Raw genomic sequence first — 20,357 nt, 5'->3', positions numbered from 1 at the left:
GGTAATTGGACAGCCACACCGTGGTGACCCTTCACATACTGAATTCACCGCTGCGCTCCGTGTCACGAACACGTGAGCAGTCGGCGTCGATCCGCCCGTGAAAGGACCCCATGACCTCCCTCCGTCACCAGCGCACCCGCCGCTCCCGGCTGACCGCCCTCGCCACGGGCATCGCCTTGACCGCGAGCCTGATCGTCGGCGGCCCGGCCGCGGCCCCCGCGGGGGCCGACCCCGATGCTCCGTCGGCGTCGTCGACCGCGAAGACCAGCGGCCCGCAATACCTGGTGGTCGGCGCCGCCGGGGACTCGAACGTCGTCACCTTCAAGGCCGACGGCCCCCGTCTGACCCGGGTCGACAAGACCCACACCGGCCAGCTCTTCTCACTGGGCGTCGTCCCCCATCCCAACGGGAAGTTCGTCTACACCGCGGGTGTCGCCTCGGGGAAGCTCACCGGATACCGCATGCACACGAACGGCCGCATGACGCCGATCCCGGATGCGCACAAGACCCCCGGTCCGGTCACCGGCATCGTCTACAGCCCCGACGGGAAGTACCTCTTCGCCACCGAGGGCCTCCCGAACACCACCGTCGTGACCTACCGGGTGCACGAGAACGGCGCGCTGACCCGCCTCAGCGGCGCCCGGATGCGCACCCCGGTGAGCCTTCTCTCCATCCCCGTGGTGTCCCCGGACGGCGAGTACCTCTACGCGCCCAGCTTCAGCGGCATGACGATGGAGGGCTTCCGGATCGGCGACGGCGGCAGGCTGACCCCGGTCGGCGACATCAAGATGACCGGCCTGGCCCCGGCCCTCCCCTCGATCACCCCGAACGGCCGGTTCATGTACGTCGGCAACGAGCAGACGCACGACATGAACATGTGGCGCATCCGCAAGGACGGCACCCTGGTCGACGGCGGTCGGACCTTCGTCGGCCTGATCCCGCACGGCATGGCGATCCATCCGAACGGCAAGTGGATGTACTTCCCGCTCACCGGCAGCCAGCAGGTCCAGGGCCGTCGTATCCTGTCGGACGGCAGGCTCGCCCCGCTGCCCGGCTCCGACGTGCTCGTCCCGGGCGCGGCCCGCGTCGTGCTGAGCAACGACGCCAAGTGGCTCTACGCGGTCACCGTCGCCGGGATCCACGGCACCGCCGACATCTACACCTTCCGTGTCCAGAACGACGGCTCGATCCGGCCGGCGGGCGGCCCGTACGACACCGGACTGGTGTTCCACGACGGGGCGACCGCGCACATGATCGCGCCGGGAGCCTGATCCACGGTGTCCTGGTCGCGTGAAGAGGACAGCGCTCGTGAATCCGATGTGTACGGTGGGTTACGAGGAGGCTTGACGTGATGCCCGTCTCCACTCGTGTGAGCGGCCGGCAGCGAGAGGACCAGTTCATGCCTACCAGGACACCGGCTCCCCCCGGCGACCAGCGGGAACTCACCCCCGAGATCGAGAGTTCGTGGCGGCGTTCCCGCCTCTACGGACTGACCCGCGAAGAACCGCCCCGGCTCGCCATGACGAAGCCCGGTTGCCGCGTGTCCCTCCAGCGGACCGCGGCGCCGATCATGGATCGGATGTACGAGGAGTTCCGCGGCGCCCCGATGACGATGACGCTCGCCGACACCGAGGGCCGGGTCCTCGATTTCCGCCCCACCAACGACTCGGTCCGGGCGGCCCTGGAGTCCCTGGGACTGGAGTCCGGGGTCTCCCTCGCCGAGGACGTCATCGGCACCAACTCGATCGGCACGATCCTCGAGACCCGCGCCCCGATGATGATCTACGGACCCGAGCACTTCTCGCACGCCTTCACCGGCTTCACCTGTTTCGGATCCCCGGTGATCCATCCGGTGACCCACCGTCTGGAGGGGGTGCTGAACGTCGGGGGCTGCGCCGACCAGGACGACCGGTACTTCGAACCGATCGCGCGCCGCCTGGTGCACGACATCGAGCAGCAGCTCCTGATCAATTCGCCCGCGGCCCAGCAGGAGCTCCTCGCCGCGTTCCACACCGCATCGCGGGGCAACGCCAACCCCGTCATGGTCCTCGGCGAGGGCCTGACCCTGGCCAGTCCGGCCGCCCTCGAGGTGCTCGATCCGGTGGCGCACGCCGCACTCCGGGCCACCGCCGAGGGTTCGCCCCCGGACGGCGAGCAGACCCTCCTGCTGGCCTCCGGCGAGCGGCTGCTCTTCGCCTGCCATCCGGTGGCCGGCAGCAGCGGCGTGCTGATCGAGCTCCTGTCGTGCAGCCGGCGAGGTCAGCCGACCACCGCCCAGATCCGCGCGCAGGCCACCTGGCCCCTGCTGATCTGCGGAGAGACCGGGACCGGTCGCACCTCCGAGGCCCGGCGCATCGCCGGTCCCGGTCACCGCCTGCTCGACGCGGCCGACGTGGTCCGCTACGGTGAACGCCACTGGGTGGAGCTGGCCGACACCGAGTTGCGCGAGAACGACGGCGTCCTGATCATCGAGAACGTCGACCTGCTGAACGATTCGGTCGCCACCGTCCTGTCCCGGATGCTCGGCACCACCCGACGCCGGGTGGTGCTCACCGCGACCGGCGATCCACAGCGGCTGCCCGCCGGCCTGCGCAGCGTCTGCAACGCGCAGCGTGAACTGCCGCCGCTCCGGCGCAATCGTCAGGACATCCCCGGACTGGCCAGTCGGCTCCTCGCCGAGGAGTCCGGCGGCGCACCGGTCCGGTTCACCCCGGAGGCCCTCCGGATCCTGGCCGGCGGCACCTGGCCGGGCAACCTCGCCGAACTGCGGCGCGTGATCCGCGAGGCGGCCCGCACCCGGTCGGTCGGCGACATCACCCCCACCGATCTCCCCGAGGCGTACCGCTCCGTCGGCGCCCCGCTGACACCGTTCCAGGTGGCCGAACGCGAGGTGATCGTCTCGGCGATCGACGCCGCGGGCGGCAACAAGCTCAAGGCCGCCCAGGCCCTGGGCGTGAGCCGGTCGACGCTCTACAACCGCATGCGGACGCTCAAGATCCACTGAGTCGCCCGGCGCCCGCGGCCCCGGGGAGAACTGCTTCACGCCGAGAGCCGGCCACCCCGTTCGGGTGGCCGGCTCTCGGCGTCGGAAGAGGCCCGATCCGGGTCAGCGACCGGCCATCCGGTCGAGGATCGCCGCGACGTCGTCGACCTCGGCCAGATGGAAGACCATGTCGATCACGGCGGCGGCATCGTCGTCGCCCACCACACCCGCCACGTTGTGTCGGAACTTGGCGATCAGCTCGTCGTCGGTCATGTAGGTCGACGGGTCCGACGACGGCGAGCCCTTCGGGTAGGCGCGCTCGGCGACGAACTCCTGCCCGCGGGCGCGCACCGCGACCCGCGAGGCGCGCGCGGCCGGGTCCTTGGCCAGGGCCGCCGCGTGATCGGGATGCGGCTGGAACTCGCTGCGCTCGGTGAGGGCCAGCACCGACGGATCCCGCACGATCTCCGGGGTCTGCCAGTCCTTGCCCGGCGGGATCCGGTGCGCGGCCAGCGCGAGACCGTGCGTCATGGAGAACTGCGCATCGCGCGGATTGGTGATGGTCTCGTTGACCCACGTCGGCTGCTGGACGAAGCTCTCGCCCCAGGCCGTGATGCCCTCGATCTCGTCCGGGGAGAGGTCGTGCCGTTCGACGATCTCGATCAGCCCGTCGAAGATCGCGTGCATCACGCGGCAGTGCGGGTAGGGCTTGAACGACTGGAACGGGGTGAACGTCCACGCCTCGCCCAGCCGATCGCCGATCGCGGCGGGCTCCCAGCGCTTGGTGCCGATGAACCGGGGGAAGCCGTACTCGCGGTCGTCGAGGATCAGCCGGTCGCCGGTGTGCCCCTCCGCCGCCAGGTGCGCCGCGGTCAGTTCGGTCACCGCCATGCCGCCGGCGAGCTGGTATTTGATGGTGGTCGCCGGGGCGTGCATCATCCAGGCGCGCTGGGCGTTGACCGGGGCGGTGCTGCCGGCGATCCCCAGCGCGTCCGCGACGGTCTCGGTGTCCAGGTCCAGGAGCTTGGCGGCGGCCGCGGTGCCGCCGAAGATCGTGCTGCTGTAGCCGATGATCTTCGGGATCACCACCGCGCCGTCGACGATGTCGCGCAGGTAGTCGGTGCACCGGCCGATCCGGAAGCTCATCTCGTGGGAGAGCGCGATCGCCTCGAGCAGGCGGGCGCCGGAGAGTCTGCGGGCCTGCGCCACGGCCAGCGCGGCGGGCACCACGTACGGGGTCACGTGGCCGGGCGGCAGCACGGCGTCCTGGTCGAGGGCGTTGACGAGTTCGGCGTTCGCGAACGCCGCGCCGATCGTCGAGAGCTTCTCGCCGGTGCCGATCACCGACGCCTCCGGGTTTCCGGCGCCGAGCACCCGGCCGAAGGTCACGCCGCGCCGGGCCCCGTCGTCGTCGAGCGAGGCGACGGCGCAGCCGAGCGTGTCGAGCAGGATCCGCTGCGATTCCGCGACGACGTCGTCGGGCAGTTCCGCCGCGGTCGTCGCCGTCGTGAAGGCGGCCAGCCGGTCGATCAGGGTCGTCATTCGAGTCCTCCCACTGTTGAATACATAAAATATTATGCAGTACCTAGTGAGAGAAATCACCATCCCGTCCCCGACCGGCTCGGGGACGGGAACCGAGCCGCGGACGGGTCAGGCCGCCGCGTCGGCCTCCTCCGGGTGGGCGGCGGCGCGTCGTGATGCGTAGATCGCCTCGTACTGGTCCTTCATCTTCGCGGCTTCGGCGCGCTGCTTGTAGGTCAGCGGCGAATCGCCGAGGCCGTGCTTCTCCAGTCGCCGCGCCCGGTTCGGATCCATGTACGAGCCCGAGAAGATCAGCGCCAGGGAGACCGCGAGCAGGACCATCAGCAGGCGCACCCACACCGGGCCGTTCGGGAACGAGAAGTACATGATCAGATAGAGCGGCAGGAAGCTCACCTGCGAGCGGAAGAGGTGGCGGGCCATCGCATGCGGCCCCATGAGGTCGTTGGCGACCCATTCGCGCTTGCTGTCGGGCAGCTTCGCGCCGTAGACGTAGCCGATCCACTGGAGAGGGTTGGGCCTGTTCATGGGAGCGTCCTTCCGGATTTAAGTCGTGCACTATTGAATTACCCACAACTTATCACGCGATCTGATCGTGCGCTATTCATTAGGGCTATGATGTGAGACATGACGAGCGCGAAGATCGACGGCAACCCCCTCCAGCTGGAGCGCCAGGTGTGCTTCGCCCTCGCGGTGGCCAACCGCTCGGTGCTGAAGATCTACCGCCGGCTGCTCGAACCCCTCGGCCTCACCCACCCGCAGTACCTGGTGATGCTCGCCCTCTGGGAGCACGACAGGCTCGCCGTCAAAGAGCTCGGCGCCCTCCTGCAGCTCGACTCGGCGACCCTCTCGCCGCTGCTGAAGCGCCTGGAGGCGGGCGGTCTGATCGAACGACGACGCCGCGACGACGACGAACGCAGCGTCGACATCGTTCTCACGCCCGAGGGCGTGGCCCTGCGCGATCAGGCGGTGACGATCCCCGACCAGGTGGTCGCGGCCCTGGGCGTGAGCCTCGACGATCTGCTGGAACTCCACACGGTCCTGACCAAGGTGAACGCCGCCGCCCTCCGCGCCGGAGCCTGATCCCGTACTCGTCCGGGCGACGAGCACCGCACAAGACGCCCGAGCCCGCACTCTCCAGACGACGTCCACCTAATGACGTCCACCTAGAAAGATCCCTGAGCCGGTGAGGAGCGCAGCGACGAACCGAGTCGAAGGGTCGACCGGTCACCCCGTCCCGGCACACAATGGTCACGACGAACCGCTGCCCTCCACACTCCGGAGCCAGAGAGCCCGATTTCCGTAGCCGGGAGAGGAACGATGTGACGAACCGAGTCGAAGGGGCCGACGACGACACCCCCACGCGACCGAACCCCGTCGTGCCCGGCGCCGTCGACGCCCGCTTCACCCTCGCCGCCGAGCGCACCGTCCTCGCCTGGTTGCGGACCGCGCTGGGGTTGATCGCCGCGGGCGTCGCCGTCCTGCATCTGCTCGGCGGTTTCACCCGACCGGCCGCGCAGAACGGTCTCGGCATCACCCTGATCGCGCTCGGGGCGCTCACCGCGGTGCTCGGAGTCCACCGGTGGCGGGCGGTCGAGCGCGCGCTGCAGCGCGGCGGCCCGCTGCCCGGCCCGTGGCCGGTGCTCGTCCTGTGTGCGCTGCTGGTGGTGGCGGGCCTGGGCTTCGTCCTCTGGCGCTGATCCTCATCGCACGCGCGCCGAAAGAGCCTTCGGCGGCTCCTCGACACACCGGCTGAGCCGGGCGGAGGAACGCAGTGCCGGAGCCCGTGTCGAAGCCTCCCGTCCCCGATACCGGCGCACCCCCGACCGGTCGTCACGAGGAACTCGACGAACACCGGCCATCGGAGCGCAGCCGAGGGCGCATCGCCGTCCGCGCCGCGCCGGCGGCCGGTGTTCGGCGCCGCTCGAACTCAGCCGCGGGCCATGTCCACGAACTTCGACAGGTGCAGCTGGTGGGCCACCGTGATCGTCGCCGTCGGACCGTTGCGGTGCTTGCCGACGATGATGTCGGCCTCCCCCGCGCGGGGATCGTCCCGCTCGAACGCATCCGGGCGATGCAGCAGGATCACCATATCCGCATCCTGCTCCAAAGATCCGGATTCACGTAGGTCAGAGACCTGTGGGCGCTTGTCCGTGCGCTGCTCGGGACCGCGGTTCAGCTGCGAGATCGCCACCACCGGCACCTCGAGCTCCTTGGCCAGCAGCTTGATCGAGCGGGAGAACTCCGAGACCTCCTGCTGACGCGACTCGACCTTCTTGCCCGAGGTCATCAGCTGCATGTAGTCGATGACGACCAGTTTCAGGTCGTGCCGCTGCTTCAGCCGGCGGGCCTTGGCGCGGATCTCCATCATCGTCAGGTTCGGCGAGTCGTCGATGAACAGCGGCGCGTCGGTGATCTCGCCCATGCGGCGGGCCAGCCGGCTCCAGTCGTCGTCGCTCATGTTGCCCGACCGCATGTCGCCGAGCTTCACGCGCGCCTCCGCGGAGAGCAGGCGCATGACGATCTCGGTCTTGCTCATCTCCAGCGAGAACATCGCGGCGGCGTGACCGTGCTGGATCGACGCCGAGCGCAGGAAGTCCATCGCGAGCGTCGAGTTGTGCGTCGGCACCATCCACTCGCCGGCCAGGTAGAGGCGGTCGACGTTGTCCACCTGCACGCAGCGCACCGGCACCGAGTCCACCGGCCGGATGTCGACGATCCGGCGGCCGAGGACCGGGGAGCGTCGTTCCTTGTGCCGCACGGCCTTCTCGTGGACGGTGAAGACGTCGTCGCCGGTGGCCATCCGGATCCAGCCGGTCGGCTCGCGCCGGTACACGTAGCCCAGTCCGGCGATCAGGTCGGTGAGGACCTCGGACATGTGTCGGGTGACCGACGGGATGGTGATCCAGCCGTCCTCCTCCACCCGGGCTCGGGCGTCGAGCAGCCCGGAGAGCACGGCACGACGCTGCCGCACCGAGCCGCGGAGGTACTCGTCGGGGATCAGTCCGGCGAGGTCGGCCATCAGGGTCATCGTGTCGACGGGCCCCTCGGCCTCGATCCGCACCGCGATCTCGGGGTCGTCGTAGGCCATGCCGGCGAGCGCGGCGACGGTGTACGGGCCGTAGGCGAACTCCCGCTCGGGCAGTTCGAGGGGAGCCGCGGTCGGGATCAGCGCGGTCCCGACGTGCTCGCGCAGCCCGTCGGTGGTCAGCACGACGGTCTCGCCGTCGATCTGCACCGACCACCGATGATCGCGGTCGGCGACGATCACCGCGCCGTCGTCGAACTCCAACTCGAAGCACGGCCGGTCGGTCATCACCTCGCTGACGGCCACGACGCGGGTCGGGCGGCCGTCGGCGCCGAGGAGTCGGTCGCCGACGGCGACCTTGCCCATCCGGGTCCAGCCGGTCGGCGTCGGCAGCGGGGTGTCGAGCGCGAGCGCCTTGCCCACACCGGGGCGTGCGGCGACGATGATCATCTGGCCCGGGTGCAGGCCGTTGGTGAGCTTGTCCAGATCCGCGAAACCGGTCGGCACGCCGAGGGAGAGACCGCCGCGCGAGGCGATCGAGTCCAGCTCGTCGAGCGTGGGCTGCATCAGTTCGTCGAGGATCGAGTAGTCCTCGGACGACGTCCGCTCGGTGACGTCGTAGATCTCGGCCTGGGCCCGGTCGACCACCTCGGCCACGTCCTGGCCGTCGGCGCCCGCGTAGCCGTACTGGACGATCCGGGTGCCCGCCTGCACCAGACGCCGCAGCAGCGCCTTCTCCGCGACGATGTCGGCGTAGAAGCCGGCGTTGGCGGCGGTGGGCACCGTGGAGATCAGGGTGTGCAGGTACGGTGCGCCGCCGACCTTGCGGAGCTCGCCCTTGCGGTCGAGTTCGGCGGCCACCGTGACGGCGTCGGCGGGCTCACCCTTGCCGTAGAGTTCCAGGATCGCGTCGTACACGGCCTGGTGCGCGGGCTTGTAGAAGTCGTCCGGCTTGATCCGTTCCAGGACGTCGGCGATCGCGTCCTTGGACAGCAGCATGCCGCCGAGGACCGATTGTTCCGCGGCGGAGTCCTGTGGGGGTTGGCGAAGCGTCTCCTCGGCGGCCGCCGGAGGCTCGTTCGCACCCGGTTCTCCCGGGTCGAGGCCATGAGCGTCGTCACTCACCGGATCGCACCCCCTTCCGCTGCCGCCCCAGATGATCACCGCTGCCTGTCGCCGCGGTGAATCCAATACTTCGGGAAGGTTAGGCGTGTGTGGAGCAGCGAGCAAACAGCGCCTGTGGATAACTTTGGGGACAGTGTGTGTATATCGCGCCATCGCGCGAGTGGAGCTGTGGACAGTGCTGTGGAGGAAGCGGTGCACAACTTCCCTCATTCCACCGTTTCAGCAGGTGAGAACGAATTTTCACTGTCCACAGGCAGTGCACAACGTCACCCTCCGGCGTGTCGCATTGCACCCCGGCGCGGGACATGTCGATCCGAGGTTGAGGTAGAGCCTTCCGTGACGCACACCGCCCCGGTCACCGGACGCCGAGTGCCGACGCGGTGCCGACGGGAGACTTTCCGGTGAGCCCCGACGACGAAGCGCCGGTCACCCCTCACGGGGTGACCGGCGCTTCGTGGACAGAGCGTCGCGTCGGGCGCGGACGGTCGGATCAGACGGAGACGACCGCCACGTCGACCTTGGCCTCGACCTTCGGGTGCAGCTTCACGACGACCGGGTGCGAACCGGTGGCCTTGATGTGCCCCTTCGGGAACTCGACGTTGCGCTTCTCGACGGCCGGGCCGCCGGCGGCCTTGATGGCACCGGCGACGTCCGACGCGGTGACCGAGCCGAACAGCTTGCCCGAGTCGTGGGTCTTCACGGTCAGCGAGACGTTCTCCAGGCCCTCGATGGCCTGCTTCAGCTCGTTGGCGTGGTCCAGGTCGCGCACGACGCGCGCCTGCTGGGCACGACGGATGCCCTCGACCTGCTTCTGCGCGCCACGGGTGGCGACGATCGCCAGGCCGCGGGGCAGCAGGTAGTTGCGGCCGTAACCGTCGCGCACCTCGACGGTGTCGCCGGCCTCGCCCAGGTTCTCCACAGCGGTGGTCAGGATCAGCTTCATGTCAGTGACTCCCTTCCCGCTCAGCGACCGGTCGAGGTGAAGGGCAGCAGGGCCACCTCACGCGCGTTCTTGACGGCCACCGCGATGTCACGCTGGTGCTGGACGCAGTTGCCGGTCACCCGACGCGAGCGGATCTTGCCGCGATCGGACAGGAAACGACGCAGCAGCGCGGTGTCCTTGTAATCGATGTCCGTGGTCTTCTTGTCCTTGCAGAAGGTGCAGGCCTTGGCCTTCGTGACCTTCTCCACGCGAGGCTTACGCCCCTTTTGCTTTGCCATATCGGTGCTCCGTTAGTGCTCCCCGGGCTGGCGAGCCCGGTATCAGAATGGTGGTTCGTCGTCCCCGGCGGCGAAGCCGCCGCCGGTGGCCGGTGCGCTACCCCACGGGTCGTCGGCGGGCTGCTGGGGCTGCTGACGCGGGGCCGGGGACGACTGGCCGTAGCCGCCGCCCTGGTTGCCCCCGTAGCCGCCCTGATTGCCGCCGCCGAAGTTCCCGCCTCCGCCGCCGCTGCCACCGCGCGGAGTGCGGGTGACCTTGGCGGTGGCGTAACGCAGGGAGGGACCGATCTCATCCACTTCGAGCTCGACGACGGTGCGACGTTCCCCTTCACGGGTTTCGTACGACCGCTGCTTGAGCTTGCCCTGCACGATCACCCGGGTGCCCTTGGTGAGCGACTCGGTCACGTTCTCCGCGGCATCGCGCCAGATGCTGCAGCGGAGGAACAGCGCTTCGCCGTCCTTCCACTCGTTCGTCTGACGATCGAAGGTGCGCGGAGTGGATGCCACCGTGAAGTTGGCGACCGGCGCGCCGGATGCGGTGAACCGCAGTTCCGGATCGGCGGTGAGATTGCCTACGACGGTGATGACCGTGTCAGTCATGTCAGTTACCCCTGAATCGTGTGGTTGTCGCCTGGAGCGTCGTCGACGGCCAGATGGTTCGAGACCACCCTATCGGCCGGGTCCGACAATCTCGACGGCGTCAAACCGCAGATGAGATCGGATCCGCTTACTTGCGCAGGACCTTGGTACGAAGCACCGACTCGTTCAGCTTCAGCTGACGATCGAGCTCGCTCACGGTCGCGGGGGCCGCGTTCAGATCGATGACGGCGTAGATGCCCTCGGTGTTCTTCTCGACCTCGTAAGCGAGACGGCGCTTGCCCCAGACATCGACGTTGTCGACCGAGCCGCCGTCCTTACGGACCACGTTGAGAAAGGTATCCAGGGATGGGGCGACGGTGCGCTCGTCCAGACTCGGATCGAGGATGACCATCAGTTCGTAGTGACGCATAAGACCTCATCACCTCCTATGGGCTAAATCGGCCATGGACGTTCCACGGCAGGAGGGTCGCCTGCGTCGGCAACCCCTCCAAGATACATGAGTGGGTCGTGACCAGCGAAATCGGAGCGAAACACCGGAACCGTTAGAGTCGAGTCCATGCCTCCTGCCGGTTCCGACCCCACCGCGCGCACCACCGCCTCCAGCCCGTCCCGCGCCCGGCGGCAGCCGCTTCTGCATCGCGGCGAGACGTCGATCCTCCTGACCGTCGCGCTGCTGTTCACCGCGGCCGCGCTGACCTGGAGCTACCGGGTCAAGGCCGCGTGCGGCGGCGCCCCGTACGACGAGTTCGGCCGCAGCGCCCGCTTCCCCGTCGGCGACCCCCACGCGGTGATCCCCTGCTACTCCGACCTGATGTTCCTGTGGGTCGGCCGGGACATCGACAACCACGTGTTCCCCTACATCCACGGCGGCATCACCGAGCAGGGCCACCTGTACGGCGGCGTCGTCGAATACCCGGTGCTCTCCGGCCTGCTGATGTGGTTGGGCGCCATCGGGCGGTACACCGACCTGGAGTTCTTCCGGCAGTCGGCGCTGATCCTGACGCCGTTCGCCCTGGGGATCACGATCCTGCTGGCCTGGATGAGTCGCTGGTGGGTCCTGCTGTGGGCCGCCACCCCGCCGCTGGTGCTGTACGCGTTCCACAACTGGGAGACCCCCGTCGTGTTCACCTCGGTGGCCGCGATCGCGGTGATGGCCTGGGCCGCCACCGTGAGCCCGAAGACCGGTGAGCGGAGGATGTCGCTGCGCTCGTCGTCGATCATCGCCTCGGTGATCCTGGCGCTCGGTTTCTCGCTCAAGATCTATCCGGGCCTGTTCGTGCTGCCGCTGGCGATCTACGTGCTCACCCACGGCGCCCGCGGCCCGGCGAAGGACGACGACCCCGACCCGAATGCGCCGCGCGTACGACTGGGTGGGCGCGGCCCGGGTCGCCGGCGCCGCGGTGCTCACCACGCTCGTGATCCAGGTGCCGTTCATGATCGTCGGCTACGACGGCTGGAAGGCCGCGCTCGACTTCCAGGGCAAGCGCAAGGCCGACGTCGACACCAACACGGTCTGGTACTGGACCAACTACTTCCTCGGCAACGACGACGTCGACCTCTACAACACGATCGTCGGCGTCGCCTCGCCGCTGCTGATCGTCGTCGGCCTGGCCGCGGCGGTCTACCTCGGCTGGCGCCGCTACCTCGAGACCGGGTGCTTCCCGTGGATCGGGGCGAGCTTCGCGATGCTCGCGGCGTTCATGCTGTTCCACAAGGTGCACTCGCCCCAGTACACGCTGTGGGTGCTGCCGTTCTTCGTGCTCATGAAGGTGCGCTGGTGGGCGATCGCGATCTACCTGGTGACCGACGTGGTCCTGGATCTGACCATCTTCCGTCTCTTCGCCGTCCTCACCTCCCGCTCCGACATGATCTGGTGGGTGATCGGCGGCGTGAACCTGGGGGTCTGGGCGCACGCGGCGCTGCTCGCGTACTTCCTGGTGACCGCGTGCCGGACCGGGCTGCGCGAACCGCTGGCGTCGTTCGTCCGGAGCGAGCTGCCGCCGGCGCCGCCGCTGACCCGGCTGGCCGAGGCCGACGCGCAGCAGGCATCGCGCTGGCTCGGTCGCCCGGTCCTGAGCCGGGCCGGCGTCACCCTGCGACCGCTGACGATCACCGACGCCGAGGCGCTCGGGGCCGTCGGAGCGGGCGACCGCGAGCTCGGGCCCTGGACGTCGATCCCGTCCGGCACCGCCGAGGCCGTCGAGTACGTCACCGCCGCGCATCGGGATCCGCATCGCCTGGCGTTCGCCGTGATCGACGACGAGTCCGGCGACCTCGTGGGCACCACCAGCTACTACGACGTCGACGAGGCGAATCGGTCGCTCGCGATCGGGTACACCTTCTATGCGCGGTCGGCGCAGGGCACCGTCGTGAATCCGGCCGCCAAACTGATGCTGCTCGAGTACGCGTTCGCCGAGGCCGGCGCCGTGCGCGTCGTCTGGCACACGCACGAGAACAACGCGCAGTCGCGGGCGGCGATCGCCAAGCTGGGCGCCACGTTCGAGGGCCTGCTGACCAAGCACCGCCGGTTCGGGGAAGGCTGGCGTACGACGGCGCAGTTCGCGATGACCGACGACGAGTGGGCCGCCGCCCGCACGGCGCTCACCGAGCGCGTCGACGGCCTCGTGACGCCCGCCTGATCCGGAGTCGTACCCGGTCCGGGGTCGTACCTGGTCCGGGCCCGTACCCGGAGCGTCGTCCTCGAGTGCGGCGTGTCGCGGCCCCTCCTGCGTGTCGCGCACGATCCTCGGCACACGGCACAACGCGTGTCGCGGCTCCTCTTCCGTGTCGCTCACCATCCATCACCAGCGACATGGAAGAGGAGCCGCGACACGCCGCCCGTCTACGGCCGGGCCGGACCGAGCCGGGCCAGAAGGACCAGTAGGACGAGGGGCCCGAAGAGGCGACCGGTGACGCACGACCGCGCCCACGTCGAACCGGAGGTCACGCTCCGGATGCGGGCGCTCTCGACGTCACGACCCCGAGACCACCGGCACCGGGAGCAGCCGGCACCGGGAGCAGCGGGCAGCACACCGTTCGACAGGGCGCCGTCCGGGCCGACGCCGCCGTGATCGGGTTCGAGAAGCGGCGGCTCGCTCCCCGGCGTCACCGGCTTCGCGAGCAGATCGCGCACCACCAGACCGCACAGCACCAGCAGGAGCACCGTTCGGACGGCCACCGTGACGTAGAACCACTCCTCCGGCAGCCACTTGCGCGACGGATCCAGGAACAGACCCATCCGCGGCACCCAGACCAGCGCGTCCACCGCCATCCAGGCCAGCAGCAGGCGCGCGTGCGGGATCGCCAGGACCGCGAGCGGCACCAGCCACAACGACGACTGCGGATTCCACGTCTTCGAGAACACCAGGCAGCCGACCACCAGCAGGAACATCACCTGGGCGAACATCTGCGGCGAACTCGGCGCAGGCGACCGGAGCGCCACGTAGGCGGCCGCCGCGATCACCGCGGCCGTCAGCACCAGCACGAGAGCGTTGAACAGCGTCGTCGGCGGCGACCACCCCGTCGCCGTCATGATCAGGTGGTACAGGCTGTCCGCCTCCGGCCGACGGTCCCACCAGGTCCGATAGAACTCGCCCCACCCGTGCGGGTAGGCGAGGATCACGGGCAGGTTCAGCGCGAGCCACGCGATCACGGCGGATGCGACGACCGCGGCGAAGTCGTTCATCCGCCGGTCCCGGGCGCAGAGCACCGCGAGGGCGGGGATCAACAGCAGCGGGTACAGCGCCGCGGCCGCGGCCAGCCCGGCGAACACGCCGGTCGCGATCACCCGGTCGCGGGCCCAGCACAGCATCGCGACGGCCACCAGGGCCACCGGGATCACGTCGAACGCGGTGAAGCCGTGGAAGAGGACCAGCGGCGAGATCGCCGCCGTCGCCCCGATCCAGAGACGACGGCGATCGGTCATCATCGTCGCCCAGACCGCGAGCAGCCAGAACAGCGTCAGCAGCAGCGCGGCGATGTTGAAGAAGGTCACCACGTCGAGCTGCTTCGGGATCGGCGTCCCGTCGATCAGCGCCTGCCAGCCCTGGGCGGCCTTCGCGACCAGGTACATGAACGCGCCGATCAGCACCGGTTGGTCGGCGTAGTGCTTCTGCCCCTGCTCACCGGCCTCGTCCGATCCCGACCAGTAGGTCCGGTACGGCATGGCGCCGTGCCGCAGGTCCTCGACGGTCAGCCGCTGAGCGCTGTACATCGCGATCACGTCGCTGTAGCAGAGGCCGTAGTACTGCCGCTGGTTGTCCCAGTTGAGCCGCATGCCCGACGACGACTCTCCGTCCTTCGCCGGCGCGGGCGCCTGCTGCAGGCAGCCGGCCTTGCCGAACCAGGAGAGCGCCAGCACCGCCAGCGCCATCAGGAACACCACTCGCACCGGTGTCCACCGCCGACTCCGGCCGACGGCGGCGTGCCGACCGACCGGACCGCCGATCAGTTCGCTGGCGGCCGCGACCTGGGCGTTGCTCCAACTGGGCAGGATCCGCGCCGTGTTCAGACGCGGATCCTCCGCCAGGGGGCGCGGCGAATCCACGCCGCGGGGATCGATGTGCGACGTCGAGTCGGCCTCGCCGGACTCGGGGCCGGGTCCGTTCACCCGGGCTCAGCCCTCGGAATCGTCATCGGTGCCGGTGCCGGCTCCGGAGTCCGTGCCGTCGTCGGTGCCGCCGCCGGAGTAGTCGCTCGGCGGGTCCGCGTACTGGTTGCTCGGCGGATCGGCGTACTGGTTGCCGCGTCCCCGGTTGCCACCCGGCCCGGGGATGGTCCAACCCGGGCCGACGGTCCAGTTGCCGTCACGACCGGTGCCCGGAAGACGCGGCTGCTGCGGCTGCTGCGTCGTGTAGGTCTCCGGCGCCGTGTAGGTCACGGGCGGCGGCTCGTACGGGACACCCGCCTGACCGCCGACCGGGGCCGGGTCCGGGAAGTTCTCGATGGGCTTGCCCGAGAGGGCCTGATCCATGGAGGACTTCCAGATCTGCGCGGGCAGGCCGCTGCCGTAGATCGACGATCCGGAGTAGTTACGGAGCGGCTTGTCGCCCTTGTCCGTGCCGACCCAGACGGCGGTGGAGAGCTGCGGGGTGTAGCCGACCATCCAGGAGTAGCGGTTGCTGCCGGTCTTGCCCAGCTGCGCGGTACCGGTCTTGGCGGCGGACGGACGCGAACCGTACGACGGGTCGTAGAGCGAGTTGCCGTTCGAGTAGGCGGCGATCGGCTCCAGCGCCGCGGTCACGTTGTCGGCGACCTTGGCCGGGAAGACCCGCTTGCCCTTGTTCGACTGCCGGTCGAAGAGCACCTCGCCGGTGGAGGTCTCGACCTTCGTGACGAAGTAGGGCTGCCGGTAAATGCCGGAGGCGGCCAGGGTGGCGTACGACGACGCCATGTCGAGCACGGTGGAGTCGTACTGACCCAGGACCACGCCGCCCTCGGCCTTGCCGTTCTCGTTCACGAGCGTCGGCTTGCCGTCGAGCGTCTCGGAGATACCGGCGCGGTGCGCGGCCGAGACCACGTCGTCGGACCCGTGCTTCAGGTCTTCCATCATCAGGCGGTAGAAGACCGTGTTGAGCGACATCTTCATCGCCGTGGCGAGGTTGCAGGTACCGCAGCTCTCGTCGTCGGAGTTGGTCACGGTGATGCCGCTGGGGGTCTTGAACGGCGCCGACGAGTAGGTCTGCGAGAGCGGGATGTCCTGCTCCAGGGCGGCGACCAGCGCGAACACCTTGAACACCGAACCGGTCTGCAGACCGGTCGACGCGTAATCCCAGCCCTGGCCGTCCCAGCCGCCGAAGTAGCCGCGGATGCCGCCGGTGTTCGGGTCCACCGAGACCGATGCGGTGCGCAGGCTCTTCGGTTCACCGCTCATCTTGTTCTTGGCGGTGCTCTCCAGGGCCTTCTGCACCTTGGGGTCGATGGAGGTGGCGATCTTGAGGCCGCCGGTGCGGATCTGCTGCTCGTCGATCCCGAGCTTCTCGAGTTCGGCGATCACCTGGCGCTTGATCAGACCGTTGGGGCCCCGGGTCTCGGTGCTCGTCACCGGCCGCGGCTCGATCGTCTTGGGAAAGACCTGCTTGTTCTCCTCCGCCTCGCTGATCGCACCGATCTTGACCATGCCGTCGAGGACGTACGACCAGCGGCTCCGGGCCTCCCCCTCGTCGACGGCGGGGTCGTAGATCGACGGTCCGCGGATGATGCCCGCCAGGAGAGCCGACTCGGACACCGTGAGCTTGGAGACGTCCTTGTTGTAGTACGCCTTCGCCGCCGACGAGATGCCGTACGCGCCACGCCCGAAGTAGATCGTGTTCAGGTACGCCGCCATGATCTGTTCCTTGGTCCAGACCCGGGACATCTTGGTCGAGATCGCGAGTTCCTTGAACTTGCGCTGATAGCCGGCGATACCGCTGGCCTCGTCGCCGACCATCGCGTTCTTCACGTACTGCTGGGTGATGGTCGAACCGCCGCCCGCTCCCTGGTTACCGGTGACCTTGCCCAGTGCGGCACGACTGAAGCCGCGGATGGAGAAGCCCGAGTTGGAGTCGAAGTCGCGGTCCTCGGCGGCCTTGATCGCATTGATCATCGACTCCGGGATGTCCTCGTACTTGACGTCCGTCCGGTTGCCCTCCGGGGGCACGATCTTGGCGATGACACCGCCCTTGTTGTTGTAGACGGTCGCGACCTGGTTCTGCTTGATGTCACCGGGGCCGGGCACGTCGACCGCCACGTAGGTGATCAGGAAGGCGAGCACGCCGACGATGGCCACCACGGGCACCGTCGCCGCACCGAGCCCGAGGATCCACGCGACGATCCTCGCGACGCGCGAGCGCTGCGACCCCTCGGGTGCGCTGCTCGTGTTCTTGTCGTTGCTCATCTACCTCTCACCATCTCCCCGATACCGGCGTCCTACGAACGAACGAACGCCTTTCAATACTGTGACGGCACAGCTGCCACTGTTCAACTCTCCCGGCCGCTCGGGACTTCCACCGGGGCTCCGAACGACCGCTATTCCGCGGCCCGCTTGCGCGGTTCCGCCGCCGACGCCAGTCCCGCAACGTACGAGCGGATCAAATGGTTCCAACGGCAGGTCCGGCACACCTCCACCACGTGCACGGCGAACTCGCCCGCCCGGGCGTCCAGCCGCGCGATCTCGGCAGGCATCCGGGCCGACCCCGACGTCCGCCCCAGTGACGAACCGAACACCCACGACACCTGGGTCACCTGCTCCTTCCGGCAGACCGGGCAGGCCAGACCGGTCGGAACGCCGTGGAACTGCGCAGCCCTCAGCAGGTACGCGTCGGCGTCGCAGACCTCGTCGAGGCCGATCCGTCCGGCGCGCACCTCCGCCAGCTTCGCGCGCTTGGCCAGCGCGTAGTCGACGACCCTTCGGTGCACGAGGCCCAGAGTAGTCCCGCAGCCGCCGACACCGTCGTGTGATGGATATCAACTTCCCGCCTTACTCAGGGGTTAGGTGCAAGTTATATCGTTACGATACATTCACTGCTACATCACGACGAAGTAGCGGCCACACAGGTCCAGTCGCAGCAGCCGGAAGGGGGCGCTCATGTTGGAGATGGCCATCCTCGGCCTCCTGCTCGAGTCCCCAATGCACGGATACGAGCTGCGCAAGCGCCTGACCGGCCTGCTCGGCGCGTTCCGCGCGTTCTCGTACGGGTCCCTGTACCCGACCCTGCGGCGCATGCAGGCCGACGGACTCATCGTCGAAGACGACAGCCCCGGACCCACCGGCACCAAGGTGCGCCGCGGCCGCCGCGTCTACCGCCTCACTCCGCAGGGCGAGGGCCGCTTCACCGAGCTGGTCGCCGACACCGGGCCGCAGAACTACACCGACGACGGCTTCGGCGTGCACCTCGCCTTCTTCAGCCGCACCCCCGCCATGGCGCGGATGCGGATCCTGGAAGGCCGCCGCCGCCAGGTGGAGGAGCGTCGCGAATCACTGCGCGAACTGCTCAGTCGCGCGGGCCTGGGCTCCGACCACTACACCCGCCAGATGCACGAACTGAGCTTGGAGACCTCCGAGCGCGAAGTGCAGTGGCTCAACAAGCTGATCGCCGACGAAGCCAATTCGCCGGACGCGACCGGGAACGGCACGACCGGACCGGTCGGCTCGAACCCCACAGATCTGACCGCGGCCGGGAGATCCGGCAACGGTGAAGAAGGAAAGAACTCGGCGGCACCGCAATCCGCCGTTCCGCCGCAAGAAGAAGGAGAACCCGACCGTGGGTGACACCAATACAGTGCGCGTGGCCATCGTCGGCGTGGGTAACTGCGCCGCCTCCCTGGTCCAGGGCGTCCACTACTACAAAGATGCCGACGAGAACGCCACCGTCCCGGGCCTGATGCACGTGAAGTTCGGCCCGTACCACGTCAACGACGTGAAGTTCGTCGCCGCGTTCGACGTCGACGCCAAGAAGGTCGGCTTCGACCTCTCCGAGGCGATCGGCAACAGCGAGAACAACACCATCAAGATCGCCGACGTCCCGCCGCTGGACGTGACCGTCCAGCGCGGCCACACCCTCGACGGTCTGGGCAAGTACTACAAGGAGACCATCACCGAGGCCGACGGCGACGGCGTCGACGTCGTGCAGGTCCTGAAGGACGCCGAGGTCGACGTCCTGGTCAGCTACCTCCCGGTGGGCTCCGAGCAGGCCGACAAGTTCTACGCGCAGTGCGCCATCGACGCGGGCGTCGCCTTCGTCAACGCGCTTCCGGTCTTCATCGCCTCGGACCCCGAGTGGGCCAAGAAGTTCGCCGACGCCGGTGTCCCCATCGTCGGCGACGACATCAAGAGCCAGGTGGGCGCCACCATCACCCACCGCGTGATGGCGAAGCTGTTCGAGGATCGCGGCGTCGAGCTCGACCGCACCTACCAGCTGAACGTCGGCGGCAACATGGACTTCAAGAACATGCTCGAGCGCGAGCGTCTGGAGTCCAAGAAGGTCTCCAAGACCCAGGCCGTCACCAGCAACCTGACCGGCCCGCTCTCGGGCAAGGTGTACGACAAGAACGTGCACATCGGCCCGTCGGACTACGTCGCCTGGCTCGACGACCGCAAGTGGGCGTACGTCCGTCTCGAGGGCCGCGCCTTCGGTGACGTGCCGCTGAACCTGGAGTACAAGCTCGAGGTCTGGGACTCGCCCAACTCGGCCGGCATCATCATCGACGCGGTGCGCGCGGCGAAGATCGCCAAGGACCGCGGCCTCGGCGGCCCGATCCTCCCGGCCTCGGCCTACCTGATGAAGAGCCCGCCCAAGCAGATCGCCGACGACATCGCGCGTCAGCAGCTCGAGGCCTTCATCATCGGCGCCGAGTAAGACGCCCCTGGTCGAGCTCCGCCCTCACCGGCCGAGCAGACCTCACCGGCTGAGCTCTCCCTTCACCGGTTGAGTTCTCCTTTCGCTGGTCGAGCGGAGTCGAGACCACTCGCTCCGCGAGCGAACCGAACGACGCCCGCCCCGGACTCTTCCCGGGGCGGGCGTTCGCGTATCCGCGAACGGCACACCGCCGCCTCCGACGATCATCGATGACGAAGATCCGGCCACAGTTCGCGGTCAGGATCAGGACCGCTCATCGCCGACACCACATCAGTTCCGAGGATCACCTCGAAGTCGTAGCCGGTGGTGCGGAAGGTCTTGCTCCGATGGCGCGGGGAGGATCCTGGCCAGCAACCGCAGTGGCTGGCACTCCAGGGCCGGGAGCAGGTCGGCGCCCTGCCACACCACCTCGTTGACGGTGGGGCCGACGGCCTCGAGCGCTTCGGCCGGCACCAGCCCGACCCGATCCCATTTCCGGGCGACGGCTGCCAATATGCGGCGGTAATTCTCGATCACCACGACGAGT

The 20,357-nt window shown here is 68.7% G+C and carries 19 protein-coding genes; 7 read left to right on the top strand and 12 right to left on the bottom strand.

The window, feature by feature from the left end; all coding sequences use genetic code 11:
- The first annotated feature begins 110 nt into the window (after positions 1-110).
- The gene (locus tag QM809_RS04800) at positions 111-1,271 is read left to right on the top strand and encodes a lactonase family protein (RefSeq protein WP_415044676.1); all 1,161 of its coding nucleotides are present in this window, start codon (positions 111-113) and stop codon (positions 1,269-1,271) included.
- A gap of 128 nt (positions 1,272-1,399) precedes the next feature.
- Entirely contained in the window at positions 1,400-3,004 is a 1,605-nt protein-coding gene (locus QM809_RS04795; protein ID WP_415044675.1) for a sigma-54-dependent Fis family transcriptional regulator, read from the top strand.
- 102 nt (positions 3,005-3,106) lie between these two features.
- On the opposite strand, the gene QM809_RS04790 is transcribed toward QM809_RS04795, so the two are convergent.
- Both QM809_RS04790 and QM809_RS04785 read right to left on the bottom strand, forming a co-directional pair.
- Positions 3,107-4,525 carry an MmgE/PrpD family protein gene (locus QM809_RS04790; protein ID WP_415044674.1) on the bottom strand — a complete coding sequence of 473 codons (1,419 nt, stop codon included), beginning with the start codon at positions 4,523-4,525 and terminating at the stop codon, positions 3,107-3,109.
- 108 nt (positions 4,526-4,633) lie between these two features.
- Complete coding sequence (locus tag QM809_RS04785) at positions 4,634-5,050, bottom strand: DUF5313 family protein (protein WP_415044673.1); 417 nt, start codon at positions 5,048-5,050, stop codon at positions 4,634-4,636.
- Between the two features lie 99 nt (positions 5,051-5,149).
- Between QM809_RS04785 and QM809_RS04780 the strand changes: the two genes are divergently transcribed.
- Both QM809_RS04780 and QM809_RS04775 read left to right on the top strand, forming a co-directional pair.
- The gene (locus tag QM809_RS04780) at positions 5,150-5,605 is read left to right on the top strand and encodes a MarR family winged helix-turn-helix transcriptional regulator (protein ID WP_415044672.1); all 456 of its coding nucleotides are present in this window, start codon (positions 5,150-5,152) and stop codon (positions 5,603-5,605) included.
- 239 nt (positions 5,606-5,844) lie between these two features.
- Entirely contained in the window at positions 5,845-6,222 is a 378-nt protein-coding gene (locus QM809_RS04775) for a YidH family protein (RefSeq protein ID WP_415044671.1), read from the top strand.
- Positions 6,223-6,452: 230 nt separating this feature from the next.
- Here QM809_RS04775 and dnaB read toward each other — a convergent pair whose 3' ends face one another.
- The 6 genes from dnaB to QM809_RS04745 form a co-directional block, all read right to left on the bottom strand.
- Positions 6,453-8,675, bottom strand: a complete 2,223-nt coding sequence (dnaB, locus tag QM809_RS04770) for a replicative DNA helicase (RefSeq protein ID WP_415044670.1) — start codon at positions 8,673-8,675, stop codon at positions 6,453-6,455.
- 490 nt (positions 8,676-9,165) lie between these two features.
- Positions 9,166-9,618 carry a 50S ribosomal protein L9 gene (rplI, locus tag QM809_RS04765; protein ID WP_415044669.1) on the bottom strand — a complete coding sequence of 151 codons (453 nt, stop codon included), beginning with the start codon at positions 9,616-9,618 and terminating at the stop codon, positions 9,166-9,168.
- 20 nt (positions 9,619-9,638) lie between these two features.
- Positions 9,639-9,896, bottom strand: coding sequence for a 30S ribosomal protein S18 (rpsR, locus tag QM809_RS04760; RefSeq protein WP_105940846.1), 258 nt, complete (start codon positions 9,894-9,896; stop codon positions 9,639-9,641).
- Positions 9,897-9,938: 42 nt separating this feature from the next.
- On the bottom strand, positions 9,939-10,496 hold the full coding sequence (locus QM809_RS04755; protein ID WP_415044668.1) for a single-stranded DNA-binding protein: 558 nt from the start codon (positions 10,494-10,496) through the stop codon (positions 9,939-9,941).
- 127 nt (positions 10,497-10,623) lie between these two features.
- On the bottom strand, positions 10,624-10,905 hold the full coding sequence (gene rpsF / locus QM809_RS04750; RefSeq protein ID WP_415044667.1) for a 30S ribosomal protein S6: 282 nt from the start codon (positions 10,903-10,905) through the stop codon (positions 10,624-10,626).
- Between the two features lie 446 nt (positions 10,906-11,351).
- Positions 11,352-11,753 carry a hypothetical protein gene (locus QM809_RS04745; RefSeq protein WP_415044666.1) on the bottom strand — a complete coding sequence of 134 codons (402 nt, stop codon included), beginning with the start codon at positions 11,751-11,753 and terminating at the stop codon, positions 11,352-11,354.
- A gap of 92 nt (positions 11,754-11,845) precedes the next feature.
- Here QM809_RS04745 and QM809_RS04740 point away from each other — a divergent pair, with 92 nt between their 5' ends.
- Positions 11,846-13,135: a GNAT family N-acetyltransferase gene (locus QM809_RS04740; RefSeq protein ID WP_415044665.1), complete on the top strand. Its 1,290-nt coding sequence runs from the start codon at positions 11,846-11,848 to the stop codon at positions 13,133-13,135.
- Between the two features lie 203 nt (positions 13,136-13,338).
- Here QM809_RS04740 and QM809_RS04735 read toward each other — a convergent pair whose 3' ends face one another.
- From QM809_RS04735 to QM809_RS04725, 3 genes are all read right to left on the bottom strand, one after another.
- Positions 13,339-15,105 (bottom strand): glycosyltransferase family 87 protein, encoded by a 1,767-nt coding sequence (locus tag QM809_RS04735; protein ID WP_415044664.1) that lies wholly within the window; start codon positions 15,103-15,105, stop codon positions 13,339-13,341.
- 6 nt (positions 15,106-15,111) lie between these two features.
- Complete coding sequence (locus QM809_RS04730) at positions 15,112-17,370, bottom strand: transglycosylase domain-containing protein (protein WP_415044663.1); 2,259 nt, start codon at positions 17,368-17,370, stop codon at positions 15,112-15,114.
- A gap of 131 nt (positions 17,371-17,501) precedes the next feature.
- Entirely contained in the window at positions 17,502-17,891 is a 390-nt protein-coding gene (locus tag QM809_RS04725; RefSeq protein WP_415044662.1) for a DUF5318 family protein, read from the bottom strand.
- 169 nt (positions 17,892-18,060) lie between these two features.
- Between QM809_RS04725 and QM809_RS04720 the strand changes: the two genes are divergently transcribed.
- Complete coding sequence (locus QM809_RS04720; RefSeq protein ID WP_415044661.1) at positions 18,061-18,744, top strand: PadR family transcriptional regulator; 684 nt, start codon at positions 18,061-18,063, stop codon at positions 18,742-18,744.
- Positions 18,737-19,831: an inositol-3-phosphate synthase gene (locus tag QM809_RS04715; RefSeq protein ID WP_415044660.1), complete on the top strand. Its 1,095-nt coding sequence runs from the start codon at positions 18,737-18,739 to the stop codon at positions 19,829-19,831. The genes QM809_RS04720 and QM809_RS04715 overlap by 8 nt, the downstream gene beginning before the upstream one ends.
- A 270-nt stretch (positions 19,832-20,101) precedes the next feature.
- Here QM809_RS04715 and QM809_RS04710 read toward each other — a convergent pair whose 3' ends face one another.
- Positions 20,102-20,350 (bottom strand): hypothetical protein, encoded by a 249-nt coding sequence (locus tag QM809_RS04710; protein WP_415044658.1) that lies wholly within the window; start codon positions 20,348-20,350, stop codon positions 20,102-20,104.
- Between the last annotated feature and the right edge of the window lie 7 nt (positions 20,351-20,357).

This window comes from Gordonia sp. (in: high G+C Gram-positive bacteria) (genome assembly GCF_047600385.1).
Classification (GTDB): Bacteria; Actinomycetota; Actinomycetes; order Mycobacteriales; family Mycobacteriaceae; genus Gordonia.
The sequence above is the reverse complement of the archived record's forward strand: the minus strand, read 5'-3'. Positions and strand labels throughout refer to the sequence as shown.